General features: G+C 65.7%; 23 protein-coding genes. 12 read left to right on the top strand and 11 right to left on the bottom strand.

Features of this window, described 5'->3' with window-relative positions; genetic code table 11:
* Nucleotides 1-399 precede the first annotated feature (399 nt).
* The 9 genes from N430_RS06885 to N430_RS06845 all read left to right on the top strand — a co-directional run bounded on the left by N430_RS06885 (nt 400) and on the right by N430_RS06845 (nt 10,669).
* Nucleotides 400-1,737, top strand: coding sequence for a UDP-glucose/GDP-mannose dehydrogenase family protein (locus N430_RS06885; protein WP_110633892.1), 1,338 nt, complete (start codon nt 400-402; stop codon nt 1,735-1,737).
* Entirely contained in the window at nt 1,725-2,699 is a 975-nt protein-coding gene (locus N430_RS06880; RefSeq protein ID WP_110633895.1) for an NAD-dependent epimerase, read from the top strand. The genes N430_RS06885 and N430_RS06880 overlap by 13 nt, the downstream gene beginning before the upstream one ends.
* Nucleotides 2,700-2,733: 34 nt before the next feature.
* A complete protein-coding gene (locus tag N430_RS06875) occupies nt 2,734-3,477 on the top strand; it encodes a glycosyltransferase family 2 protein (protein WP_110633899.1) in 744 nt (247 codons plus the stop codon).
* A complete protein-coding gene (locus N430_RS06870) occupies nt 3,474-3,746 on the top strand; it encodes a lipid-A-disaccharide synthase N-terminal domain-containing protein (protein WP_079227811.1) in 273 nt (90 codons plus the stop codon). Before N430_RS06875 ends, N430_RS06870 begins: the two co-directional genes overlap by 4 nt.
* 3 nt (nt 3,747-3,749) lie before the next feature.
* Entirely contained in the window at nt 3,750-5,306 is a 1,557-nt protein-coding gene (locus tag N430_RS06865; RefSeq protein ID WP_110633903.1) for a glycosyltransferase family 39 protein, read from the top strand.
* Nucleotides 5,307-5,395: 89 nt separating this feature from the next.
* The gene (locus tag N430_RS06860) at nt 5,396-6,265 is read left to right on the top strand and encodes an SdiA-regulated domain-containing protein (RefSeq protein WP_371922765.1); all 870 of its coding nucleotides are present in this window, start codon (nt 5,396-5,398) and stop codon (nt 6,263-6,265) included.
* Nucleotides 6,266-6,338: 73 nt separating this feature from the next.
* Nucleotides 6,339-7,559, top strand: coding sequence for a putative DNA modification/repair radical SAM protein (locus N430_RS06855; protein ID WP_110633910.1), 1,221 nt, complete (start codon nt 6,339-6,341; stop codon nt 7,557-7,559).
* Nucleotides 7,550-8,389 carry a TIGR03915 family putative DNA repair protein gene (locus N430_RS06850; protein WP_110633913.1) on the top strand — a complete coding sequence of 280 codons (840 nt, stop codon included), beginning with the start codon at nt 7,550-7,552 and terminating at the stop codon, nt 8,387-8,389. The genes N430_RS06855 and N430_RS06850 overlap by 10 nt, the downstream gene beginning before the upstream one ends.
* A gap of 123 nt (nt 8,390-8,512) precedes the next feature.
* On the top strand, nt 8,513-10,669 hold the full coding sequence (locus tag N430_RS06845) for a TonB-dependent siderophore receptor (protein WP_110633916.1): 2,157 nt from the start codon (nt 8,513-8,515) through the stop codon (nt 10,667-10,669).
* 132 nt (nt 10,670-10,801) lie between these two features.
* Here the strand turns inward: N430_RS06845 and N430_RS06835 are convergent, their stop codons facing one another.
* The 3 genes from N430_RS06835 to N430_RS06825 form a co-directional block, all read right to left on the bottom strand.
* Nucleotides 10,802-11,773: a biotin-dependent carboxyltransferase family protein gene (locus N430_RS06835; protein WP_110633918.1), complete on the bottom strand. Its 972-nt coding sequence runs from the start codon at nt 11,771-11,773 to the stop codon at nt 10,802-10,804.
* Nucleotides 11,770-12,645, bottom strand: a complete 876-nt coding sequence (locus N430_RS06830) for an allophanate hydrolase subunit 1 (protein WP_110633921.1) — start codon at nt 12,643-12,645, stop codon at nt 11,770-11,772. Before N430_RS06830 ends, N430_RS06835 begins: the two co-directional genes overlap by 4 nt.
* A 93-nt stretch (nt 12,646-12,738) precedes the next feature.
* Nucleotides 12,739-13,497 carry a 5-oxoprolinase subunit PxpA gene (locus tag N430_RS06825; protein WP_110633925.1) on the bottom strand — a complete coding sequence of 253 codons (759 nt, stop codon included), beginning with the start codon at nt 13,495-13,497 and terminating at the stop codon, nt 12,739-12,741.
* A 116-nt stretch (nt 13,498-13,613) separates the two neighbouring features.
* On the opposite strand from N430_RS06825, the gene N430_RS06820 reads away from it, so the two are divergent.
* Nucleotides 13,614-14,531: a LysR family transcriptional regulator gene (locus N430_RS06820; RefSeq protein WP_110633928.1), complete on the top strand. Its 918-nt coding sequence runs from the start codon at nt 13,614-13,616 to the stop codon at nt 14,529-14,531.
* 178 nt (nt 14,532-14,709) lie between these two features.
* On the top strand, nt 14,710-15,606 hold the full coding sequence (yddG, locus tag N430_RS06815) for an aromatic amino acid DMT transporter YddG (RefSeq protein ID WP_110633931.1): 897 nt from the start codon (nt 14,710-14,712) through the stop codon (nt 15,604-15,606).
* Between the two features lies 1 nt (nt 15,607).
* Here the strand turns inward: yddG and N430_RS06810 are convergent, their stop codons facing one another.
* The 8 genes from N430_RS06810 to N430_RS06775 form a co-directional block, all read right to left on the bottom strand.
* The gene (locus N430_RS06810) at nt 15,608-16,873 is read right to left on the bottom strand and encodes an OprD family porin (RefSeq protein ID WP_110633934.1); all 1,266 of its coding nucleotides are present in this window, start codon (nt 16,871-16,873) and stop codon (nt 15,608-15,610) included.
* Nucleotides 16,874-16,952: 79 nt separating this feature from the next.
* A complete protein-coding gene (gene mhpT / locus N430_RS06805) occupies nt 16,953-18,131 on the bottom strand; it encodes a 3-(3-hydroxy-phenyl)propionate transporter MhpT (RefSeq protein WP_110633939.1) in 1,179 nt (392 codons plus the stop codon).
* Between the two features lie 85 nt (nt 18,132-18,216).
* Nucleotides 18,217-19,227, bottom strand: coding sequence for a 4-hydroxy-2-oxovalerate aldolase (mhpE, locus tag N430_RS06800; protein ID WP_110633942.1), 1,011 nt, complete (start codon nt 19,225-19,227; stop codon nt 18,217-18,219).
* Entirely contained in the window at nt 19,224-20,156 is a 933-nt protein-coding gene (locus N430_RS06795; protein WP_110633944.1) for an acetaldehyde dehydrogenase (acetylating), read from the bottom strand. The genes mhpE and N430_RS06795 overlap by 4 nt, the downstream gene beginning before the upstream one ends.
* 11 nt (nt 20,157-20,167) lie before the next feature.
* The gene (mhpD, locus tag N430_RS06790) at nt 20,168-20,962 is read right to left on the bottom strand and encodes a 2-keto-4-pentenoate hydratase (protein WP_110633947.1); all 795 of its coding nucleotides are present in this window, start codon (nt 20,960-20,962) and stop codon (nt 20,168-20,170) included.
* Between the two features lie 15 nt (nt 20,963-20,977).
* On the bottom strand, nt 20,978-21,841 hold the full coding sequence (locus N430_RS06785; RefSeq protein WP_110633949.1) for an alpha/beta fold hydrolase: 864 nt from the start codon (nt 21,839-21,841) through the stop codon (nt 20,978-20,980).
* A 19-nt stretch (nt 21,842-21,860) separates the two neighbouring features.
* Nucleotides 21,861-22,805: a 3-carboxyethylcatechol 2,3-dioxygenase gene (gene mhpB, locus N430_RS06780; protein WP_110633952.1), complete on the bottom strand. Its 945-nt coding sequence runs from the start codon at nt 22,803-22,805 to the stop codon at nt 21,861-21,863.
* A 1-nt stretch (nt 22,806) separates the two neighbouring features.
* On the bottom strand, nt 22,807-24,474 hold the full coding sequence (locus tag N430_RS06775; protein ID WP_110633955.1) for a bifunctional 3-(3-hydroxy-phenyl)propionate/3-hydroxycinnamic acid hydroxylase: 1,668 nt from the start codon (nt 24,472-24,474) through the stop codon (nt 22,807-22,809).
* A gap of 316 nt (nt 24,475-24,790) precedes the next feature.
* Between N430_RS06775 and N430_RS06770 the strand changes: the two genes are divergently transcribed.
* Nucleotides 24,791-25,594 carry a DNA-binding transcriptional regulator gene (locus N430_RS06770; protein ID WP_110633958.1) on the top strand — a complete coding sequence of 268 codons (804 nt, stop codon included), beginning with the start codon at nt 24,791-24,793 and terminating at the stop codon, nt 25,592-25,594.
* Nucleotides 25,595-25,645 lie beyond the last annotated feature (51 nt).

The raw sequence follows: 25,645 nt of genomic DNA, 5'->3' as shown, positions 1-25,645 counted from the left end.
CCACCGTCGACGATCAAGTCCGGTTCGAGGGAGCGGTGGTCAGTGGGATGAATGGATGCATATCCGATATAAGTTTAGCCCCTCGGCACCACCACCACTTGAGGCAACTTACCAGCCTCCACTGTCATACAACTGACATCTCTTAGTGCAATTCCCCCTCAACTTCCAGGCCTGCAACAGGCGCTCTTTTGTGCGCCGGGAAGATGCAGTTGCCTTTTATTTGCAAAGCAAACGTGTGCACGAGCAACGCACCTTCATATCCGGGTTTAAGTAACAAAATTTAAACAAAAATGTGACATTTTTTTTCTGCTTTTTCGCCAAGGATCTCTGCGGCCAAATGCCAGACACCTGCATTAGCAGGGGGTACTGCCCGTACAGGTTCACACCATGGAGCTTTGAATGAAGGTTACGGTTTTCGGTACCGGCTATGTTGGCCTTACCCAGGCGGTATGCCTGGCCCAGGTGGGGCATTCGGTGTTGTGCATGGATATCAACGCCGAGCGGGTGGCGGCGCTCAGCGAGGGGCATTGCCCGATCTTCGAGCCCGGCCTTGCGCCCCTGCTGGAGAAGAACCTGGCCTGCGGCCGCCTGCGTTTCACCACCGACGCCGCTGAAGCGGCGCAGTACGGCAGATTGCACTTCATCGCCGTCGGCACCCCGCCACAGGCCGATGGCAGCGCCGACATGCGCTATGTGTTCAGCGTGATCGACAGCATCCTCGAACATGCCGATGGCCCCAAGGTCATCGTCAACAAGTCCACCTCGCCGGTCGGCACGGTAGACCGCATCAAGGCGCGGATCAGCCAGGCGGTCGCCGACGCAGACCGCTACCAGGTGATCAGCAACCCCGAATTCCTCAAGGAAGGCTCGGCAGTGGAAGACTGCATGCGCCCGGACCGCATCATCATCGGCGGCGCCGCACCGGCCGAGGTCGAGTTGCTGCGCGAACTGTACCAACCGTTCAGCCGCAATCACGAAAAAGTCATGGTCATGGACGCGCGCAGCGCCGAGCTGACCAAGTACGCCGCCAACTGCATGCTGGCGACCAAAATTTCCTTCATCAACGAAATGGCCAACCTGGCCGAGCACCTGGGTGCCGACATCGAAATGGTCCGCCGCGGCATCGGCTCGGACCCGCGCATCGGCTACGACTTCATCTACCCCGGCTGCGGCTTCGGCGGTTCGTGCTTCCCCAAGGACCTGCAGGCGCTGCGCAGGACCGCCGAGGCCGAAGGCCTCGACCCGCTGCTGCTGGGCGCGGTGGAAGCGGTCAACCAGCGGCAGAAGAGCCGGCTGTTCAGCAAGATCCAGCGCCACTACCCCGGCGGCCTGCACGGCAAGGTCTTTGCCTTGTGGGGGCTGTCGTTCAAAGCCAACACCGATGACATCCGCGAAGCCTCCAGCCTGGTGCTGCTCGAAGCCCTGTGGGCCGCCGGCGCCAGCGTCCAGGCCCACGACCCGCAAGCCATGCACGAGATCCAGCGGCACTACGGCGCTCGCCCCGACCTGAAACTGGTGCCGTGCAAGGACGATGCGCTGGAAGGTGCCGATGCCCTGGTGATCGTCACCGAGTGGCAGGACTACCGCGTGCTGAATCTGGACAAGGTCCCTCAGCAGCTGGCCGACCGCGTGGTGTTCGACGGCCGCAACCTGTTCGAACCCGAGCACATGGCCGCTGCCGGCCTCACGTATTACGGCATTGGCCGTGGCCAGGTGAATCCACCATGCCCGTACTGATCACCGGCGCGGCCGGATTCATCGGTTTCCACCTGGCCCGCCGCCTGTGCGAAGCGGGCATCGAAGTGGTGGGCATCGACAACCTCAACGCCTACTACAGCGTCGAGCTCAAACTGGCGCGCCTGCAACAGTTGCTCGCCTACCCCACTTTCCGCTTCCAGACGGTCGACATCGCCAACGCCGCCGACATGCAGCAACTGTTCGCCGGGCAGCCGTTCAGCGAAGTGATCCACCTGGCGGCGCAGGCCGGTGTGCGCTACTCGCTGGACAACCCGGCGGTCTATGGGCAGTCCAACCTGACCGGCTTTCTCAACCTCCTCGAAGCCTGCCGCCAGCACCCACCGCGCCACCTGATCTATGCCTCCAGCAGTTCGGTGTACGGCGCCAATACCAAGCAGCCGTTCAGCATCGATGACCCGGTCGAGCAGCCGATTTCGCTGTATGCCGCGAGCAAGCGCGCCAACGAGCTGATGGCCCACAGCTACGCGCACCTGTACCAGCTGCCGATCACCGGCCTGCGCTTCTTCACCGTCTATGGCCCGTGGGGCCGCCCCGACATGGCGCTGTTCAAGTTCACCCGGGCGATGCTCGAAGGCCAGCCGATCGAGATCTACAACCACGGCCAGATGGCGCGCGACTTCACCTACATCGACGACATCGTCGAAAGCATCCTGCGCCTGCGCCAGAAGCCGCCACGGCCCGAAGCCGGGCAACCGCCCTGCCAGCTGTTCAACATCGGCCGCGGCCAGCCGGTGCGCCTGCTGGAATTCGTCGAGTGCCTGGAGGATGCACTGGGCATCAAGGCCCGGCGCGAGTATCTGCCGTTGCAGGCGGGTGACGTGCTGGAAACCTGGGCGGATGTGGACTCACTGACGCGCTGGATCGATTTTGCGCCGAGCACCCCACTGGAGCACGGCGTCGCCGCTTTCGTTGGCTGGTACCGGGACTTCTACCGGGTTTGACCACGCACTCATTACAAGAACACAGGTAGCCTCAATGAATGATCCACTTGACCTCTCGGTACTGATCCCCGCCAAGAATGAGGTCGACAACCTGCCGGCGTTGCTGGCGGAAATCCGCACGGCGCTGGCCAATGAAAACTACGAAGTGCTGGTGGTCGACGACGGCAGCACCGACCAGACACTCAACAGGCTGAAGCAGCTCAAGCAGGAGGGCTTCACTCAGTTGCGCATCCTGCGTCACGACCGCTCGCTGGGCCAGAGCACCTCGATCTGGCATGCCGCCGAGGCTGCCCGTGGCCGCTGGCTGGCCACCCTCGACGGCGACGGGCAGAACGACCCGGCCGACATCCCCGGCATGCTCGCCCTGGTGCGCGGCAACGAAGACTTCGCCGGCGGCATCCAGCTGGTCGCCGGCCACCGCGTCAACCGCCGCGATACTGCCAGCAAACGCTGGGCCTCGCGCTTTGCCAACGGCCTGCGCAGCCGCCTGCTCAAGGACGCCACGCCAGACACCGGCTGCGGCCTGAAGCTGATCGAGCGCGACGCCTTCCTGCGCCTGCCCTATTTCGACCACATGCACCGCTACATCCCGGCGCTGATCCTGCGCCACAAGGGCCGCATGCTGGTGCACCCGGTGAACCATCGCCCGCGCCATGCCGGGGTGTCCAAGTACGGCAACCTGGACCGTGCCCTGGTCGGCATTCTCGACCTGGTCGGGGTCTGGTGGCTGATCCGCCGCACGCGCCTCGACACCCAACCCCAGGAGCTCGAAGGATGACCCGCGAAACCCTCTGGCTGATCGTCGGCTTCGCCGGTCAGGTCGTGTTCACCGGCCGCTTCGTCCTGCAGTGGCTGTACAGCGAATTCAAGAAGCGCAGCGTGATCCCGGTGGGCTTCTGGTACCTGAGCATGCTCGGCAGCGCCCTGCTGCTGATCTACGCCATCTACCGCGAAGACCCGGTGTTCATCATCGGCCAGTCGTTCGGCCTGGTGGTCTACCTGCGCAACCTGCAATTGATTGCCCGACACAAAGAGCAGAAGGAATAGCCCTTGCCTAGGTTCAAGACGCTCGGGGCCGAACGCCTGGCCCTGGTTGTACTCGCTGTGCTGCTGGTCGGTGCCGGTATCGGCTGGCGCCAGCCGATGAACGTCGATGAGGAGCGCTTCCTCGGCGTTGCCCTGGAGATGCTCCAGAACGGCAACTGGTTCATCCCCCACCGTGCTGCAGAAATCTACGGCGACAAGCCACCGCTGTTCATGTGGACCGTGGCCCTGTTCAGCTACCTGACCGGCTCGCCCAAGGTCGCGCTGTACCTGCCGGGGCTGATGTCCGCGGCGACCATCACCCTGGTGCTGCATGACCTGGGGCGACGCCTGTGGACCCGACGCATCGGCGTGATTGCCGCGCTGCTGTTCCTGGCGACCTACCAAAGCTACAGCATCCTGCGTACCGGGCAGATCGACAGCTACCTGTGCCTGTGGGTGGCGCTGGGCCTCTACGGCATGGTCCGCCACCTGCTGCTCGGGCCTGCCTGGGGCTGGTTCTACCTGGCCTGCGCGGCCATGGGCCTGGGCATCATCAGCAAGGGCGTGGGGTTTGTTCCGGCACTGATGCTGCTGCCTTATGCCTGGGCGGTGCGCAAAGGCTGGCGCGGCGTGGTGGCCTATCCCGGCCAGGCTGGGCGCTGGAGCCTGGGTTTCGTCTGGCTGCTGGCAGGCTGCGCGGTGTGGCTGCTGCCGCTGCTGGTCTCGATCGCCCACGGCGGCGGCGCGGCGGAACTGGCCTACCTGAAGGAAATTCTCCTGCGCCAGACCGCCAACCGCTATGCCAATGCCTGGGACCATCGCGAGCCCTTCTGGTACTTCTTCGTCAAGGTCATCCCGCAGTACTGGCTGCCGCTGATCCTGGCCTTGCCGTGGCTGGTCCCGGCCTGGCGCCGGCAGTTGCAGAAACGCGATGGGCGCTTCCTGCTGCTGCTCGGCTGGGTGGCCCTGGTGCTGCTGTTCTTCAGCCTCAGCAGCGGCAAGCGCAAGCTCTACATCTTCCCGGCCCTGCCTGGCCTGGTACTGGCCATCGCCCCGCTGGTGCCGTGGATGCTCAAGCGCTGGCTGCAGCGCCGCCCCGGCTGGCGCAAGGCGTTCACCGCCATTGCCGTGGCCTGGTTCTGCCTGTGGTTCGCCCGCGGCTTCGTCGAGCCGCTCAAGGAAGGCCAAAACCCCCACGAAACCTTGATGGCCGACGCCGCCCGCGCCACGGGTGGCGCCGAGCTGGTGCTGGTCAACTGGCGTGAAGGGCACTGGCTGTTCGCCCGACAACCCATTGTCCATTTCGGTTTCGCCAACCAGTCCAAGCCCGAAACGGCGGTGTACTGGCTGCGCCAAAATCCCTCGGCCTTCGCCCTGATCCCGGAAACCGAGCTGGGCCGCTGCTTCAACGCCGACAAGGCTCACCGGCTGGGCGATACCTCGCGCGCCGAGTGGTACGTGGTCGGTGCCGATGCCGACAACGGCCAGTGCCGGCCAGCCGTACCTGAACAGGTCTACCACTTCGCCTGGGCCAACACCCCCGGGAACCTGCAAACCGCCGCACAGGGGCCTGCACAATGACGACCCGGACTCTGCCAGTGCCGCGCCGGCACCTGTGGCGACGCTTGAACCGCTGGGGCCAGATTGGTGCAGTCAGCGTGCTGGTGGCCATGGCCCTGTTGGGCATCGAAGCCGCCCGCTCGTTCTGGCCACAGCAGCTCTACGCACACCTGAGCAACCGCTGGACCGGCGACACCGCGCCCGGCAAGAACATCTGGCTGCCGGACTTCAAGGTCACCATTGATGCCAAGGTGGTGGCGCCAGACCTGAACAACCTCTCCGGCATCACCTACGACTACGACCGTGACCGGCTGCTGGCGATCACCAATGGTGTGCCCATGGAGCTGCTGGAGCTGAGCAAGACCGGCGACATCCTGGCGCGCTACCCGCTGGTGGACTTCGAAGATACCGAGGGCCTGGCGTACCTGGGCAATGGCCGCCTGGCCATCAGCGACGAGCAGAAGCAACGGCTGGACGTGATCACCCTCCCCGACCACCCGCAGCCGATCCACGCCAGCGAGGCCCAGTGGATCACCCTCGACATCAACCCGACCTTCCGCAACAAGGGCTTCGAGGGGGTGACCTACGACCGCCAGCACGACCGCCTGTTCGCCATCAAGGAGCGCGACCCACGCCAGCTGTTCACCGTGACCGGCATGCTCACGGCACTCAGCGGCGGCCCCCTGCAAATGACCGTCAGCGACCGCCGCGACTGGGTCAAGCGCAGCGTGTACGCCACCGACCTGTCCGACGGCTACTACGACCCGCGTACCGGGCACCTGCTGGTACTCAGCGACCAGTCGAAGAACATCACCGAGCTCGATGGTGATGGCCGCTTCGTCAGCATCCGTTCGCTGCGCGCCTGGCTGGGTGGGCTGCACCGTGATGCGCCGCAACCCGAAGGCATGACCATGGACAGTGCCGGCAACCTCTATATCGTCAGCGAGCCGAACCTGTTCTACGTCTTCAGTAAGCCCTGAAGCCGATTCAGGCCCTTGCAAATGCACAAGTCTCGAAATACTGTATGAATATTCAGTATTTCGAGACATCCCCATGCAGCTCATCGCCAAACTCGGCATTCTCGCCGATGCCGCCAAGTACGATGCCTCATGCGCCAGCAGCGGCGCGCCGAAACGCAGCTCGCGTGGCAGCGATGGCCTGGGCGCGACCGATGGCATGGGCATTTGCCACAGCTACACCCCCGATGGCCGCTGCGTGTCGCTGCTCAAGGTGCTGCTGACCAACTTCTGCCTGTATGACTGCCAGTACTGCGTCAACCGCCGCTCCAGCAACGTGCCGCGGGCCCGTTTCAGCCCCGAGGAAGTGGTGCGCCTGACCCTGGATTTCTACCGGCGCAACTGCATCAGCGGCCTGTTCCTCAGCTCCGGCATCATCCGCTCGGCCGACTACACCATGGAACAGCTGATCCGCGTGGCGCGCCTGCTGCGCGAAGAACACAACTTCCGTGGCTACATCCACCTCAAGACCATCCCCGACGCCGACCCGCTGCTGATCGAAGAAGCCGGGCGCCTGGCCGACCGCCTCAGCGTCAACATCGAGTTGCCCACCGATGCCAGCCTCAAGCGCCTGGCCCCGGAAAAGCAGGCGCATACTATCCGCCAGGCCATGGGCGTGATTCATCAGGGCCAGCAGGCCGTGGCCGGTGAGCCGAAAGCACCGCGCTTCACCCCGGCCGGGCAAAGCACCCAGGTCATCGTCGGCGCCGACGCTACCGACGACAGCACCCTGCTGCGCAATGCCGAATCGCTGTATCAGGGCTACGGGCTCAAGCGCGTGTACTACTCAGCCTTCAGCCCGATCCCCGACAGCCCGGGCAGCGTGCCGCTGGCCGCCCCGCCACTGCTGCGCGAACACCGCCTGTACCAGGCCGACTTCCTGCTACGCGGCTACGGCTACAAGGCCGGTGAGCTGCTCGGCGACGCCGGCAACCTGGCGCTGGACATCGACCCCAAGCTGGCCTGGGCGCTGGCCAACCGCGAGATGTTCCCGCTGGATGTGAACCGCGCCGAACCGGCGCTGCTGGCGCGCATTCCCGGCATTGGCCTGCGCAGCGTGCAACGGCTGGTGGCCCTGCGCCGCGAGCGGCGGGTGCGCTACGACGACCTGATCCAGCTGCGCTGCGTGCTGGACAAGGCGCGGCCGTTCATCGTCACCAGCGATTACCGCCCCGCCGATGGCGAGCTGCGCAGTGGCTTGCTCAGGGCACGCCTGCGCGAACCTCAAGCGCCGCAGCAGATGGGGTTGTGGGGGTGATTGCGCTCGATTGCGATGACCAGTTCGGCACCTGGCGCGACCAGGCGCGTACCCTGCTCGGCCACGGCATCGACCCCGCCGACGTGACCTGGGCACAAGGCCCGATTCAGGACCTGCTGGCCCTACCCACACCTTTGCCCGATGGCCCCGGCCCGTTTCGCGCCAAGGTGCCCGCCGCGTTGCTGACGCAACTGGAGCAGGCGGCCCGCTACCGCGGCGAGCAACGCTGGAACCTGCTGTATGAAGTGCTCTGGCGCGTGGCCCACGGCGACCGCACCGCCATGCTGGCCGGTGACCGACTGGGCAGCGAATTGCAGCGGCGCATCAAGCAGGTCAGCCGCGAGGCGCACCACCTGCATGCGTTCGTGCGCTTCGTGCCGCTGCCAGAGGCGCTGGCCGAGCAGTTGCAGCTCGACCTGGTGGCCTATCACGAACCTGCCCACGACATCCTGGAAAGCGCCAGCGCGCACTTCGCCGACCGCCTGGGGCGCCAGCGCTGGCTCATCGCAACGCCTCGGGACGGCATTCGCTACGACGGCCAGGCCTTCGACTATCACCGCCGTTGCCCGGACGATTGGCGGCAATGGGCACACAATGCCGACGACCCCGACGCCGAACTGTGGCGTACCTACTACCGGCACACCTTCAATCCGGCCCGGCTCAACCCCGACGCCCTGCGCCTGCACATGCCGGGGCGGTTCTGGCGGCACTTGCCGGAAGGCATGCTGATTCCGCAGCTCGAAGGCCTGGCGCGGCAAGGCAAGCAGCGCGATGGGCAGGCGCTGGAAGTGGCGAGCCAACGAGGCAAGAAGATCACCCGCTCCGGGTAATTTGTGAAAATTTTGTAATGGATTCGGTATACCACCTTCCCAAGGTGGGACACATCCTGACAAACTTACTGCTAATCGTTCTCATATTCACTTACATTAGCAGTTGTCAGGAGCCCGCCCTACATGTTGTCGCCCCTCGCGCACACGCGCCCCCTCGCCGCCCGTAACCTGCTCGCCATGGCCGTCTACATGGCTATCGCCACTCCCGCACTGGCTGAAGACGCCCCAACCACACTGGAACTGGGCGCCACTGAAATCAGCTCCGACGCGCTGGGCAGCACCACCGAGGGCTCGGGCTCCTACACCACCGGTTCCATGTCCACCGCCACCAAGCTGCCGCTGAGCATGCGTGAAACGCCCCAGGCGGTGACCGTGATCACCCGCCAACGCATGGACGACCAGGCCATGACCAGCATCAACGACGTGGTCAAGGCCACGCCTGGCCTGTTCCTCGACTACTCCAACGGCCCGGGCCGGCAAAGCTACTCGGCACGCGGGTTCGACATCGACAACCTGATGTACGACGGCATCCCCAGCGGCTACACCGGCTACATAGTCGGCGCCCAGCCAAACCTGGCGATGTTCGACCGGGTCGAGGTGGTGCGCGGCGCCACCGGCCTGGTCACCGGTGCCGGCAACCCGTCGGCGGCCATCAACCTGGTGCGCAAGCGCCCGCTGGCCGAACAGAAGGTCACCCTGACCGGCGCCGCTGGCAGCTGGGACGACTACCGCGGCGAGGTCGATGCCTCCAGCCCGCTCAACGACAGCGGCACCCTGCGTGGGCGCGTGGTGGCGTCTTACCGCGACGCCAACAGCTACATCGATGACGTCGAGGAAGACCACGGCCTGTTCTATGCGGTGACCGAGGCAGACCTGTCCGATGACACCAGCCTGATGCTCGGTTTCTCGCACCAGAAGGACAAGACCAACTACTTCTGGGGCGCCATGCCGACTGCCCTGGACGGCCATCACATGGGCTTCTCGCGCTCCTACAACCCCGGCAGCGACTGGGAAAACAAAGACCAGCAAATCGACACGGTATTCGCCGAGTTGCGCCAGCGCCTGGCCAACGACTGGAAGCTGCAGGTCAATGCCAACTACGCGCAGCAGCAGGCCACCTTCACCGGTTCCTACCAGTCGCGCTGGGCCGGGCTGCAGGCGCCTATATCGCGCACGGTCTACCAGTCCAAGCACCAGGAAAACCAGGCGGGCCTGGATGCCTTCGTCAGCGGGCCGTTCGACCTGCTGGGCCGCAGCCATGAGCTGGTGGTCGGCGCCAGCAAACGCATCTACGACATGGACACCCGCAACTACAGCCCGTACGACACCAACTGGCCGCTCAACGGCAGCAAGCCGAACTTCGTGCACACCGGCAACCAGCGCGAAGTCACCACCCAGGACGGCGTGTACATCACCACCCGCCTGAACCTGGCCGACCCGCTCAAGCTGATCCTCGGCGGGCGCCTGGACTGGTACGACTACGACAACCGTGATGGCGACGGCGACTACAAGGTCACCCGCAACGTCACCAAGTACGCAGGCCTGATCTACGACCTCGACGACCATCACTCGGTGTACGTGAGCTACAGCGACATCTTCACCCCGCAAAGCTCGAAGGACATTTCCGGCACCCCGGTAAAACCGATCGTGGGCAAGAACTACGAGGTCGGCATCAAGGGCGAATACTTTGGCGGCGCGCTCAACGCCAGCATCGCACTGTTCCGCATCGACCAGGAAAACCGTGCCACCCAGGTATTCGTCGCGGATTGCCCGCAAACCTCCTGCTACGAAGCCTCGGGCGAGGTACGCAGCCAGGGTATCGACATGGAGCTGCAAGGCGCGCTGACCCCGAATTGGCAGGTTGGAGGCGGTTACACCTACGCCCGCGCGCACACCATCAAGGACGCCGCCAACCCCGCCAACGTCAACCAGCGTTTCGACACCGACACCCCGGAGCACATGTTCAAGCTGAACACCGTCTACCACTTCCAGGGCCCGCTGGAGAAACTGCGCGTGGGTGGCAACATCTCGTGGCAGAGCCGTATCTACAACGACTTCACCGTGGCCGATGGCAGCGAGTACCGGCTGATTCAAGGTTCCTACGCGGTCACCGACCTGATGGCCGGCTATCGGGTCAACCAGAATCTGGACCTGCAGCTCAATGCCAACAATGTGTTCGACCGCAAGTACTACTCGGCCATTGCCAGTTCTGTGGACTATGCCGGCGATACCTGGGGCGCGCCGCGTAACATGATGCTGACGGCCAAGTACAGCTTCTGAAGCTGCGGTGGCCTGTACCGGCCTCTTCGCGGGCAAGCCCGCTCCCACAAGTACTGCACTGGGCTTGAATACTGTGCAAATCCTGTGGGAGCGGGCTTGCCCGCGAAGAGGCCGGTACAGGTAACCGTTTACTCAGCCAAACAGCCTGGCCAGGCAGCCGAGCTTCTTCTTGTACGAGCGCCGGGCCGCCAGAGCATCCTCCAGGCTCACCGCCAAAAACCGCGCCTGCTGGTTCGGCTGCATCTGCCCGATCAGGTCCAGGTCGGCACTGATCACCGTGCCGATCATCGCGTAGCCACCGCCTGACACCGCATCCCGGTGCAGGATGATCGGCTCCAGCCCTGCCGGCACCTGGATCGAGCCGATCGGGTAGCAGCTGTCGACGATGTTCGAGGGGTCCGACCCTGCGCCAAACGGCTGCTCACGCGGCTGGAAGCTCAGCGCACCGCCGCCCTTGTAGCGATAGCCGATGCGGTCAGCTTCTGAACCGACGGTCCAGGCATCGGTGAAGAAGCTTTTCGCCGCCGCCTCGGTCAAGCGGTGGAAATACAGCCCCGGCACCACCCGCAACACCACTTCGCCGCCCAACGATTGGCGCAAGGCCATGGGCAGGCTGGCGCCGACGCGGCTCTTGCCACTCGGCACGCCGACCGGCAGCAGGTCACCGGCTACCAGCTTGCGCCCCTGCAAACCACCGAGCGCGCCCAACGCGTAAGTCGAGCGGCTACCAAGCACCTCGGGGACATCAATGCCGCCCGCCACCGCCAGGTACGCTCGCGCGCCCGCCGTAGGGAAGCCAAAGCGCAGCACCTGCCCCGCACGTACCGCGAAGGCGGTATCCGGGCGCTGTTCGCGGCCATCGAGCAGCACCGGCATCTGCGCACCGCACACCGCCACCAGTGCGTCATGCTGGAACTCCAGTTCCGGTCCCACCAACGTGCATTCCAGGCCCGCCGCACCTGCGGGGTTGCCGACCAGGTGGTTGGCGGCCTGCAAGGCGTACTGGTCCAGCGCACCGGAAGGCGGGATGCCCAGGTGGTAATAGCCTTCGCGGCCCATGTCCTGCACCGAGGTGGCCAATCCGGGTTTGATGACCTTGATCATGCCAGCGCCTCCTGCAGCGATTTGGGATAGCCGACCGGGTCGGCGAGGAATGCATCCAGGGAAAACTCCACCGGGCGGATACGCAGGTCGAAGCGCCCTTCCTCGACATCCGCCACGGCCTGGTCATAGGCCTGCCGGTCCATGGGCTTGAACTGCACGATATCGCCGGGGCGGAAGAACACCATGTGATCCTTCAGGTAGGCCAGCGACTGCTGCGGGTCGTAGATCGGTGCCGGGGTCACGCCGAACATCTGGTAGCCCCCTGCCCCGCGCACCGAGTAGATGCAACCGAAGCAGCCACCATGGCCGAGGGTCAGCTTGGGCGTGTCGGTGCGTGGGCGCAGGTACTTGGGCACCTGCAACTGCCGCTCGCGCTCGACCATCTGGAACATGAACGGCAAGCCGGCAACGAAGCCGACCATCGACACGAACCACGGCGCGCCACTGTGCGCGGCAATGAACGCCTCGACGTCGGCCAGGCCGTTGATGCGGGCGGCGTATTCCAGGTCGGTGCTGTCGGGGTCCTGGTGGCGGTCACGGAAACGCATGAGGGTTTCGTGGGTCCACGGGTCGTTGTACAGCACCGGGATCTCGATGATCCGCGTGCTCAACGAACGCTCGGCCACCGCCTCGGCCTCGGCGCCACGTACGGCTTCGAGCAGCGCCTCGGGGGCAATGCGGTCCGGGTCGAAGCGGATCTGGAACGAGGCATTGGCCAGGCAGATGTCGAGCACGCCCTCCAGCGCCAGGCGCTCCACCGCACGGGTCACCGCCATGCCCTTGAAGAAGGCCTCCAGCGACATGCTGTCGCTGACTTCGGCGAACAGGTGCTCGTCGGCACCGAAGCTGTAGCGAATGGGGGTACTGGCCATGTCTGCTCCTTTTTTGGAATCTTTATCGAACGGCAGGCAAAACAAAACAGGTGCAACCGGCTGCGGCGTCTTTGCGCCTGCAGCCGTCGAAACTCAGCGCGGTGCGCGCACCTCGATACCGGCGGCGTCCAGTGCCCCACGGGTGGCTTCGACCAGGTCGAGTGCGCCCGGGGTGTCGCTGTGCAGGCAGATGGAATCGAATTCGATCGCCAGGTCCTGGCCTTCCACGGTACGCACCACACCCTCCTGGCAGGCCCGCAGCACCCGCTCGGCGACCCGTTGCGGCTCGTAACCACGCACGTTGCGGGTGAACACGATGGAGCCGCTCAGATCGTACTCGCGGTCGGCGTAGAACTCGCGCACCACCGGCTGGCCGAGGTCCTGGGCAATGCGGCAGATCACCGAGCCGGGCATGCAATACAGCAACAGCTCCGGTTCGATCACCCGCAGGTTTTCCACCAGCAGGCGCGCGGCCTCTTCGTCTCGGGCCAGGTGCATGTACAGCGCGCCGTGGGGCTTGATGTGCTGCAGCCGGACGCCCTGCGCCCAGGCAATCTCGCGCAGCGCACCGAGCTGGTAGAGGATGTCGTCGACCAGTTCCTGGGCCGGGGCGTTGATGTGGCGGCGGCCGAAGCCGACCAGGTCGCGGAAACCGGGGTGAGCCCCCACGCCCACGCCCAGCGCCTTGGCCCGCTCGACGGTGCGGCGCATGGTGCCGGGGTCGCCGGCATGAAAGCCAGTGGCGATGTTGGCCGAGCTGATGAAGGCCATCAGTTCGTGGTCGACGCCATCGCCGATGGTCCAGGGGCCGAAGCCCTCGCCCATGTCAGAGTTGAAATCCACTGCGCGCATCGCTGTTCTCCTGGCTTGTGACGGCATGCAAGCCACGTTAGATTCTCCCAACCCCCTTGGGAAGATCTATAAACAGATAGGGTGTCTTCTGAAAATCAGATACCCAGGAGCCCACTGTGTCACTGACCCTGCGCCAGGTTCGCTATTTTGTCGCCACCGCCGAGATCGGCCAGATCTCCCAGGCGGCGATTCACCTCAATATTTCCCAGTCGGCGGTGACCACCGCGATCAAGGAGCTGGAGGCGATGCTGGGGGTGCTGCTGTTCCAGCGCTCGGCCCAGGGCATGAGCCTGACCGAAGCCGGCCGGCACTTCCTCAACCGTGCCTATGTGATCCTGCGCAGCGTCGACGATGCCCTGAACAGCCCACTGCCAGACGTGCGCGCCAGCGGCCTGCTGCGCCTGGCGGCGAGCTACACGGTGATCGGCTACTTCCTGCCGCACCACTTGCAGCGCCTGGAGCACTGGCACCCGGACGTGACCCTGGAAGTGCATGAACAGGAGCGCAGCGCCATCGAGCAGGGGCTGCTGGAAGGCCGTTTCGACATGGCAGTGGTGCTCACCGCCAACCTCACCCACCCCGATATCTTCTCGGAAACCCTGTTCAACTCCGAGCGCCGGCTGTGGCTGCCCGGCCATCATCCGCTGTGCGAACGTTCGGCGGTGAGCCTGGCCGACGTGGCCCGGGAGCCGTACATCCTGCTCACCGTGGACGAAGCCGAACAGAGCGCCATGCGTTACTGGCAGCAAGCCGGGCAACGGCCGAACGTGCGCGTACGCACCAGCTCGGTGGAGGCCGTGCGCAGCATGGTCGCGAACGGCAGCGGCGTGGCGATCCTTTCCGACCTGGTGCACCGCCCCTGGTCGCTGGAAGGCAAGCGCATCGAAACGGTGACCATCACCGACCCGGTGACACCGATGAGCGTCGGCCTCGCCTGGCACCGCGAGCGCGCCTTCAGCCCGGCGATGCAGGCGCTGCGCACCTACTTCCACGATGCCTTCCTGGCACCTCAGCAACTCTCGGCCCGGCGCTAATACGCAAATCCCTGTAGGAGCGGCCTTGTGTCGCGAAAGGGCCGCAGAGCGGCCCCGGCAATTCATGCGGCGAAGCTGAAATCCTGGGGACGCTTCGCCTCCCTTTCGCGACTCAAGGCCGCTCCTACAAGCGCTCGGTGTTAGACTCGCCGGCCTTTTTTCAGATTGAGAGCCTGCAATGCGCATCACCAGCGGCCCTGCCGCCACCGCCTGCGGTCTGGCGGCGATCCTGCTGTGGAGCACGGCCAGCGGCCTGATTCGCAGTGTCAGCGAATACTTCGGGCCGATCGGCGGCGCTGCGCTGATCTACACCCTCGGCGCCACCCTGCTGGTGCTGCTGCTCGGCCGCCCTCGCCTGCGCCATGCCTCGCGGTTCTACCTGATCACCGGCTCCACGCTGTTCGTCGCCTATGAAGTCTGCCTGTGCCTGGCCTTGGGCTTTGCCGTCAGCCGTACCCAGGCCATCCAGCTGGGCGTGGTCAACTACCTGTGGCCGAGCCTGACGGTACTGCTGGCGATCTTCATGAACCGCCAGCCGGCGCGCTGGATCATCGTGCCCGGCACTGCGGTCGCCCTGCTGGGGATTCTCTGGGTGGTGAGCACCGATGGCCTGTCGCTGGACAGCATCGCCAGCAACGTCGCCTCCAACCCGTTGAGCTACAGCCTGGCCGCCGCCTGCGCGATCACCTTCGCGCTGTACTGCAACATCACCCGGCGCTATGCCAACGGGCAGAGCCATGTGGTGCTGTTCTTCCTGCTGACGGCGGCGGTGCTGTGGGTGAAGTACTGGATAAGCAGCGAAACGCTGCCGCCCTTCTCGCTGCGCCACAGCCTGGAGCTACTGGCTGCAGCGGTGGGCATGGCTGGCGGCTATGCCTTGTGGAACATTGGCATCCTGCGTGGCAACCTGACCTTGCTGGCGACCGCTTCCTATTCGGCGCCAGTGTTGTCGTCGGCCTTTGCCGCCGCCTGGCTCGGCGCGCACCTGGGGCTGCAGTTCTGGCAAGGTGCGTTGCTGGTGACGGTCGGCTCGCTGCTGTGCTGGCAGGCGACCCGCCAGCGCGCAGCTGGCTGACTCACCAGAGCCTGACGGTGTAGTCCAGGTTCACCCGCAATTCGTTGTCATCGCGGTGAGTCGCCCCCGCCGTGAAGTCATTGCGATACCAGGCATGGCGCAAGCGCAGCGTCACGCCTTTGAACGTACCCTGCTGCACAGCATACGACAGCTCGACATCCTTCTCGCTCTCGCTCAGCCCACTGCCGCCAAACTGCGTCAGCTCGATGTTGTCGCCGCGCACATAGCGCAGCATGCCCTTGAGCCCCGGCATACCGAACGGAGCGAAGTCCTGGTCGAACTTCACCTGCCAGCTGCGTTCCCTGGGGTTGAGGAACTCCGAGCTGAGCGTGCCCTCGGTGATCACCAGCGGCTCGGTGCCGTACAGGTAGGGCATGGCGGTGTCGCCATCCAGGCGCATGTAGCCCACGCCCAGGCTGTGGCTGGCCCAGGCGTAGGTCAGCATCAGCGCGGTGTTGCGGTTGTCGACCTGGCCGGCCTTGGCAGCGCCGTCCTCACCGGCGACGAACAGGCGGAAATCGCTCTTCAGGCGCCCCGCGCCGACCGCGCGGTCGTCGACGAAGCCGAAGTAGTCCTTGCGGTACAGCTGGTCCAGCTCGGCATGGTAGTAGCGCAAGGTCAGCGCGTCCGACCAGGCATAGTCACCGCCAAGGAAGGTGAAACGGTCGGAGGTGGCGGCGCCGTTGAAGCGGCCATTGGGCGCGCCGATGCTCATCTTCTGGTAGTCGGTGGAGTCGCGCAGGTTGATGCGGTCGAGCCAGCCGGCGTGCAGGCTGAAGCGGTCGATGTCGGTGGAGCGCAGGTAGGCGCCACGGAAGGTCTGCGGCAACAGCCGGGTCGGGCTGGCGAAGGCAATTGGCAGGAAGGTGCTGATGGTGCCGCCTTGCAGCTCGGTGTGCGAGATGCGCATCTTGCCGGTCAGGCCCAGTTCGGAATAGTCATCGGCGGGTTCACGGGTGGTCCGGTCGAACGGCAGCAGGCCGGTGCCGGCGCGGTCGGGCGAGGAATCGAACTTCACCCCGAGCATGCCCTTGGCGTCCAGGCCGAAGCCGACCGGCCCCTCGCTGAACCCGGAGCTGACATTGAGGATGAAACCCTGGGCCCACTCGCGGGCGGCGGCCTGTGGCGTGGTGCCCAGGTAGTTGCGGTCGAAGTAGTAGTTGCGCAGCACCAGCTCGGCGTGGCTGTCTTCGACGAAGCCGGCGGCATGGGCAGTGCTGCTGCAGAGCAGGCCAACGGCCAGGCAGGTTTTCGGGGCCTTGTGCATGGTCAGGTTACTTTCTTGTAGTTGTAGGAAGCCCTGCCGCAGGCGCAGCAGGGAGCACGCAAGATCGAACAATCCGAGGTCAGGCGGGGCGGCGGCCGATCAGGCGGAACAGCGCCAGCGCGGCAATCACCACACCCGGCGCCGAGGCCAGCAGCACGCCGGCGGAACCGGCGCCAAGGGCGAGCATCTGGCCCGCCACCAGCGGCCCGCTCATCGCCCCCAGGCGCCCGACGGCGACGGCCGCGCCGACGCCGGTGGCGCGTACGCGCACGGGGTAGAAATGCGGCGCCAGGGCATACAGCACACCCTGGCCACCGGTGGCGAAGAAGCCCGCACAGAAGCCGGCGACCAGCATGCCGGTCAGCTCGTTGGCCAACCCCAGGCCGGCCAGCGCGGCCAGAATGCCGAGGTAAACCAGCGCCGCCGTGGCCCAGGCTGGCAGGCGTTCGAGCAGCAGGCCAAGGGCCAGGGTGCCGATGGCGGCGCCGATCTGCAGGGCGAACATCACCCAGCTGGCGTCATGGCTGCTGAAGCCCTGCCCGACCAGCAGGCTCGGCAGCCAGTTGATCAGGATGTACACCACCATCAAGGTGAAGAAGTAGCTCAGCCACAGCAGCCAGGTCGCGCCCTGTCCAAACAGCTCGCGGCGCAGGTTCGGCGTGGCTTCGGCAGTGGCACGGAACTGGTTGGACTCGGGCAGGTAGCGCAGCAGCAACGGCAGGATCAGCAGCGGCCCGGCACCGCCGACATGGAATACCCGCTGCCAGTCGCCGCTGTAGCCGGCAATGCCGATACCCGCGGCCAGCGCCGCGCCAAGGGGCACGCCGCAGTACATCAGGCTTACGGCACTGCCGCGCAGGCGCTCACCGGCGGCCTCGGAGGTGAGCGCGATGAGGTTGGGCAGTGCCGCGCCCAGGCCCACACCCGTCAGCAGGCGCGCCATCAACAGGCTGGGCAGGCTCCAGGCGTGGGCAGTGGCCAGGGAGAACACGCCGAACAGCGCGACCGAGGCGATCAGCACCCGCTTGCGGCCAAAACGGTCGGCCAGCCAGCCGCCGACCAAGGCGCCAGGCAGCAGACCGAGGATACCGGCGCTGAACACCCAACCCATTTGCAGCTTGCCCAGTGCGAAGGCGCTGGCCATGCCCGGGGCGGCGATGCCGGCGGCTTGCAGGTCGAGGCCTTCGAGCAGCGCGACGAGGAAACACAGGCCGATGGTGATCGATACACGCGACGTGTCGATTGCAGGAGAAGTCATGGGATTACCCGTCTTGTTTTTGTATTGGGGTCGAGAGGGGGGCGCTGTGCGCCCCATTCGCGAGACAAGCCCGCTCCTACAGGGGTCAGCGCTTGAGCAGGTCCAGCGCCACATCGACGATCATGTCTTCCTGGCCGCCGACCATGCGCCGCTTGCCCAGTTCGACGAGGATGTCCACCGCCTTGATGCCATAGCGGGCAGCGGCCACTTCGGCATGGCGCAGGAAGCTCGAGTAGACCCCGGCATAGCCCAGGGCCAGGGTTTCCCGGTCGACCCGTACCGGGCGGTCCTGCAGCGGCCGCACCAGGTCGTCGGCGGCGTCCATCAGCGCGTACAGGTCAGTGCCGTGGTGCCAGCCCAGCTTGTCGGCGGCGGCGATGAACACTTCCAGCGGCGCGTTGCCCGCGCCTGCCCCCATGCCGGCGAGGCTGGCGTCGATGCGGTCGCAGCCCTCCTCCACCGCGGCGATGGAGTTGGCCACGCCGAGGCTGAGGTTGTGGTGGGCGTGGATGCCGGTCTCGGTCGCCGGGTCGAGCACCGTCTTGACCGCCCGGAAGCGCGCACGGATGTCGTCCATGTTCATCGCCCCGCCCGAGTCCACCACATAGATGCAGGTAGCGCCGTAGCCCTCCATCAGCTTCGCCTGCTGCGCCAGCCCTTCGGGCGTCTGCATGTGGCTCATCATCAGGAAGCCGACGGTGTCCATGCCCAGCCCACGGGCATATTCGATGTGCTGGCGCGAGACGTCCGCCTCGGTGCAGTGGGTGGCCACGCGGACGATGCGGGCACCGGCGTCGTAGGCGTTCTTCAGGTCATGGAGGGTGCCGATCCCTGGCAGCAGCAGCGTGGCGATTTTGGCGTGGCTCACCGCGTCGGCCGCTGCTTCGATCCATTCGAGGTCGGTGTGGGCACCGAAACCGTAGTTGAAACTGGAGCCCTGCAGGCCATCGCCATGGGCCACTTCGATCGAGTCGACCTTGGCCCGGTCGAGGGCGCCGGCGATGGCGCGCACGTCGTCCAGCGAATACTGATGGCGGATGGCGTGCATGCCATCGCGCAGGGTCACGTCACTGATATAGAGCTTTTTACCGTTCATGCCGGGGCTCCCATCGCCAGGGCCATGCGCTCGGCGGTGGCCAGCGCGGCGGAGGTCATGATGTCGAGGTTGCCGGCGTAGGCCGGCAGGTAGTGGGCGGCGCCTTCGACTTCGAGGAACACCGAGGTCTTGAGGCCGCTGAAGGTCCCCTGCCCTGGCAGCTTCAAGTCGCGCACCTGTTCGAACTGCACCTGCTGCTTGAGCCGGTAGCCCGGCACGTAGGCCTGCACCGCAGCGGCCATTTCTTCGATGCTCGCCGCCACCTGCTGCGGGTCGGCGGCTTCGCTGAGCACGTAGACGGTGTCGCGCATCATCAGCGGCGGTTCGGCCGGGTTCATGATGATGATCGCCTTGCCCTTGGCCGCACCGCCGATCACTTCGATGGCCTTGCTGGTGGTCTCGGTGAATTCGTCGATGTTGGCGCGGGTGCCGGGGCCGGCGGATTTGCTGGCGATCGAGGCGACGATCTCGGCGTAGTGCACCTTGGCCACCCGCGACACCGCTGCGACGATGGGGATGGTCGCCTGGCCACCGCAGGTGACCATGTTGACGTTGGTCGCCTGCAAGTGCTGCTCCAGGTTGACCACCGGCACGCAGTACGGGCCGATGGCGGCCGGGGTCAGGTCGATCATGCGCAGGTCGGCCTTGTGTTGGCGCAGGAAGGCGTCGTTCTTCACGTGGGCACCGGCGCTGGTGGCGTCGAAGACGAAATCGATGTCCTTGAACACCGGCAGGCGGGTCAGGCCCTCCACCCCTTCGTGGGTGGTGGCCACGCCCAGGCGGGCGGCGCGGGCCAGGCCGTCGGAGGCCGGGTCGATGCCGACCATCGCGGCCATCTCCAGGTGCTTGGCGTTGCGCAGGATCTTGATCATCAGGTCGGTGCCGATGTTGCCGGAACCGATGATGGCGGCTTTGCGTTTGTGGCTCATGGAGGTCTCCGTCATTCGCCGCTGAAGGTCACGCCGACGCGGCCCAGGCCGTCGATCTCGGCTTCGAAATGGTCGCCCGGCGCCACCGCCACCATCGGCCCGAGGGCACCGGTGAGGATGATGTCGCCCGCCCGCAGCGGTTCGCCCAGCCGGGCCATGGTGCGGGCCAGCCACACCGCAGCATTGAGCGGGTGGCCGAGGCATTCGGCGCCGCTGCCGCTGGACACCAGCTCGCCGTTGCGGGTCATGCGCATGGCCGCGCCGCGCAGGTCGAGGCCGTGCAGCTGGCGGGCCGGGCCGCCGAGCACGAAGCAGCCGCTGGAGGCGTTGTCGGCCACGGTGTCGGCAAAGCGGATGTTCCAGCCCTGGATGCGGCTGCCGACGACTTCCAGTGCCGGCAAGGCATAGGCCGTGGCGCCGATCACATCGGCGAAGGTGGTCTGGGCACTGGGCAGGTCATGGGCCAGTACCAGGGCGATCTCGGCCTCGATCTTTGGCTGCATCACGCTCGCAAAAGGCACGGCTTCGTTGTCGCCGTAGCACATGTCGGCGAACAGGCTGCCGAAGTCCGGCTGGTCGACACCCAGCTGGGCCTGCACCTTGGGGTTGGTCAGGCCGATCTTGCGCCCGACCAGGCGGCGGCCAGCGGCCAGGGCATGGGCCACGTTCAGGCGCTGGATGGCATAGGCGGCCTCGGAGTTTTCCGCGCCGATGGCGTCGCGCAGCGGGGCGATGGCTTCACCCTGCTGTTGCGCGCGCCGCAGGTCGGCGGCCAGGCGTTCGAGGGTTGGCGAATCGATGGTCATGGGGTGTACCTCAAATCAGTGCTGGAGAAAGTCCAGTACCAGGCGGTTGAAGGTGTCGGCGTGTTCCCACTGGGCCCAGTGGCCGCAGTTGTTGAACACGTGCAGTTCGGCGTCGGCGATGCCGGCGATCAGGCGCAGGCCGACGTCCATCGGCACGAAGCGGTCGTTGCGGCCCCAGATCACCAGGGTGCGGGCCTTGATCTCGCCCAGGCGTGCGCCGAAGTCGGGGAACTGCTTGGGGTTGGCGGCCAGGCTGGCGACGAAGTTGTCGAGGTGGTCGCGGCGGGCGAGCATGTTGTCCAGGCGGGTCTGGAACAGCGCCTCGGTGAGGTCGCTGGGGTCGTAGACGAAGACGTTCATCATCTTCTTCAGGTTGTCGATGGTCGGCTCGCGGTACAACGCGTTGATCAGCTTGATGCCCTCGGTGGGCATCGGCACGAACGGGCTGGCACCACCAGTGCCACCGCCCATCAGCACCAGTTTGCCGACCCGCTGCGGGTAGCGCAGGGCGAAGGCCACGGCGCTGTGGCCGCCCATGGAGTTGCCAAGGATGTGCACGCGCTCAAGGCCGAGCACATCGAGCAAGCCCTTGAGCGCGGTGGCGTTGAGGTCCGAGCGCGAACCACGGCAGACGATCGGGTCGCTCTTGCTCCAGCCGGGGCAGTCCAGCAGCACCACACGGTAGCCGGCGACCAGCAGCGGTTGGATGTTGCGGTTGAAGTTGGCCCAGCCACTGGCACCCGGGCCGGAGCCGTGCAGCATGACCACGGTCTCGGCGCCTTCGCCGAGGTCGTTGTAGTGCACCTGCAGGTCGAGTTCGCCTTCGCGGATATGGGCGAAACGGCTGCTGTCGGCTTCGTTGATGGCGATGCGGGTCATGAAGGGTGTCCTCCGTTGATCAGGTAAGGGAATGGGCGCTGAGCGAGCCGAAACCGGCGATCCATTCGGGGATCGGCCGGTAGTAGCGCGCGCTGGCCTGGTAGTCACCGAACGCGGCCAGCGCGGCAAAGGCGGCTACCCAGGTCTTGACCTCGTGGGTCGACTTGCCGGCCAGTGCCGACAGCTCGGCATTGGCCATGCCATCGAGTTCGGCAAAGCGGCGTTGCTCCAGCAGGTCGAGGAAGTGGTTGTCCCAGGCCGGGTTGAGCGGGTGCAGGCTGTGCTGGTCACGCACGAAACCTTCGGCCGCGCTGATCACCCGTTGCTGGCGGGCCTGGCGCTCGTTGGCCGGCAGGTCGCGGCCACTGCCCATCAGGCGGTCGGCCATGCGTGCATCGACATGGGCCAGTTCCGGTACCGGCGGCTGGTGCGACAAGCCACCGGAGCCGAGGAACAGCACGCGCTTGCCGGTACTGCGGGCGAAACGGCCGATGGCCTCGCCGAGCAGACGGGCACGGGCAAAGCTCGGCAGCGGTACCGCCACGCTGTTGATGAAGACCGGGATCACCGGTTTCTGCGCCAGGCCGCCAAGCAGCAACTCCAACGGCTGGGCAAAACCATGATCGACCTGCATGCGGTAGGACACGGCGGCGTCCACGCCCGCCTGCAGTACCGCATCGGCGCAGGCCTCGGCGATGTCACGCGGCACATCCAGCGGGCCGGCGGCACTGTTGAAATCGCCAATGGCAGTGGCGCCCATGCCAATACAGAAGGCCGGCATCACGTCGTAGAAAAAACCGTTGTAGTGGTCCGGGGCAAACAGGAACACCAGCTCCGGGTCGAACGCGGCGATGCGGGCGCGGGCTGCGGCGACCACCTCCTCCACTTCCGCCAGCACCGCTTGCGCCGGGTCGACGTAGCCCACCAGCGGGGTATGTGACAGGCAATGCACATAGGCGCTCATCTCAGGCCACCTTGGACGCCAACGGCGTCTGGCAGGGGACTTGAGGCGTGGCAGCCAGCGCCTGCAACAGCGCGTCGCTGGCCTGGCCGACGGTTTGCGGAATGGCCACCGCGCCGACGAAGCGGTCCGGGCGCAGCAGCGCAATGGACACCGGGTGGCGACCGAACCATTCCTTGAGGCGGCCACTGCAGTCGCCCACGCGAATCACCCCGTCCGGGACCTCGCGCCCAGCCTTGAGCTGCACCTGGGGCAGTACCTGGATGAAGCACGCACCCAATGCACGCCAGGCCTGCACCTGCTCGGCACTCAGACCCCACAGTGGGTTGTTGCCCCAGGCGATAAAGGCGAAGTTGCTGCCGATCACATCGTCCAGCAGGCGTGTCTCGCCCGCTTCGGTGACCACCTTGGGCTGGATGAACATGCGCCCGACCGGCGTGGCCTTGTTGTTCGGTTCCGCCACCAGTGCGCCCTTGGCGTATTGCGGCATGGGCTTGAAGCGCATTTCGAGGAAGTAGCGCTTGACCGCCGGCAGGTAGTTCAACGCCCACGACACGCCATCACGCAGGGTGCCCTGCCAGCGCTTGGGCGGCGCCAGCACATGGCCGGCGAGCACCGACAGGTCGATCATCGCCTTGGCATGGTCGCGCCGTTCCTGCTCGTAGGTGTCGAGCAGCGCCTCGCCGGCCAGGCCCTTGGCCACCAGCGCCAGCTTCCAGCCGAGGTTGCTGGCATCGCGCATGCCGCTGTTGTAACCCTGGCCCTGCCACACCGGCATGATGTGCGCGGCATCCCCGGCCAGCAGCACCCGCTTGACCCGGAACTGGCCCGCCAGGCGGGCGTTGTGGGTGTAGACGCGCTTGCGGATCAGCTCGACCCGGTCCGGGTCCGGCAGCACCTTGGCCAGCAGCTTGCGCAGGTTCTCCGGCTGGCTCAGCTGCGCCTCGGTCTCGCCGGGCATCACCATGAACTCGAAACGCCGCACGCCGTGGGGCAACGCGGCTGATACGTAGGGGCGCACCGGGTCGCAGCACAGGTACACGTTCGGCGTGCCCAGCGGGTCGTTGGCAATGTCGATGACGATCCACTGGTTGGGCGCGGTCTTGCCTTCGAAGGCAATATCCAGGGTGCGGCGGATCAGGCTGTTGCCGCCGTCACAAGCCACCAGGTAGCGGGCGCGCACCGTCTCCTGCCGCCCTTCGGGGCCGTTCATGCGCAGGCTGACGCCCTGCTGGTCCTGCTGGAATTCGACCACATCGCGGGAGAACAGCGTGCGCACATTGGCAAAGCGCGCCAGGCCCTGGTACAGCACCGCATCGACCTGCGGCTGGATGAAGGCATTGCGCCGCGACCAGCCGAACTCGTCGGTCATCGGCTGGATGTCGGCGAAGCAGCGGCCCTTGGGCGTCAGGAAGCGCATGGCGTGCCACGGCGTGGTGTGCGGCAGCACCTGCTCGACCAGGCCGAGGGCCTGCACGGTGCGCAGCGACTCGTCGTCGATGCCGATGGCGCGGGGGTAGTCGATCAGTTGGTCGAGCTTCTCGATCTGCAGCACCTGTACGCCGGCCTGGCCCAGGTAATTGGCGATCGCCAGCCCGACCGGGCCGGCACCGATGACCACCACATCAGCGCTGTAGTCGGCCTGAAAGTGATCTGGATGGGATGTATTCATTGTTGTAATCCTCGACACGGCCCGACGGCGCTCCCGGTATTTCCAGGCAAGCCGCTACCGCCCTCGCGCAGGCAGGCGCAAGGCAGTTGAATGGGCGTTTTGGCTGGTACGGGTATTAGCGGCGCGGCGCTACGCTTGGGTAAGGCAAGGCGCAGGCAACGGGTAAGGACGGCAGGCAGGCATGGCGCATGGTGTATTCCCCTGTCAGGGCATTTGTAGTTGTTGTGGCGAGTATAGGAATGCTGCGGATTGCCCTACAATGAAAAACCGCCCTGCTGTGCACTTAGTGCACATCATTGTTTTATAAGGATTTTTCGTGAACATCGACCGAGACTCCGAGTACAAGAGCGTGCGCGGGCTGAGCCGTGGCCTGGCCTTGCTCAATGCCCTCAACCGCCTGGACGGCGGCGCCAGCCCGACCCGCCTGGCTGAACTCACCGGCCTGCACCGCACCACTGTGCGGCGCCTACTGGAGACCCTGCAGGAGGACGGCTACGTGCGCCGCAGCGAGTCCGACGACAGCTTCCGCCTGGCCCTCAAGGTGCGTGAATTGAGCGAAGGGTTTCGCGATGAGCAGTGGATCAGCGCCACGGCGGCGCCGTTGCTCGCCGAGCTGTTGCAGGAAGTGGTGTGGCCGACCGACATCAGCACCCTGGATGTGGATGCCATGGTGGTGCGTGAAACCACCCACCGCTTCAGCCGGCTGTCGTTCCACCGCTCCATGGTCGGGCGCCGCCTGCCGCTGCTGGAGACGGCCACCGGGCAAGCCTACCTGGCGTTCTGCGACGACGCCGAACGCGAGCAGATCATCGCCCTGCTGGCCAGCCGTGAAGGGCCCGAATACCGCTTGGCGCGTGACCCGGTGACGCTCGACAACCTGCTGCGCAAGGTGCGCCACCGGGGCTATGCGGAGAATTTCATGGCCTGGAACCAGGAGGAGAAGATCGCCTCGATCGCCGTGCCGTTGCGCGCTGGCGGGCGGCTGCTGGGGTGCTTGAACCTGGTGTATGTGGCCAAGGCGATGAGTATCGAGCAGGCGGTGGTGAAGTACCTGCCGGCGCTGCAGCGGTTTGCCGGTCGGATTGACCAGCTGTTGAGTGAGAACTCGGTAGAGAGTTGATTGCAGGCTCGGCCTCTTCGCGGGCACGCCCGCTCCCACAAGGGTATGCAT

Source organism: Pseudomonas sp. CC120222-01a (assembly GCF_003097235.1).
In the GTDB taxonomy this organism is placed as follows: domain Bacteria; phylum Pseudomonadota; class Gammaproteobacteria; order Pseudomonadales; family Pseudomonadaceae; genus Aquipseudomonas.
The sequence above is the reverse complement of the archived record's forward strand: the minus strand, read 5'-3'. Positions and strand labels throughout refer to the sequence as shown.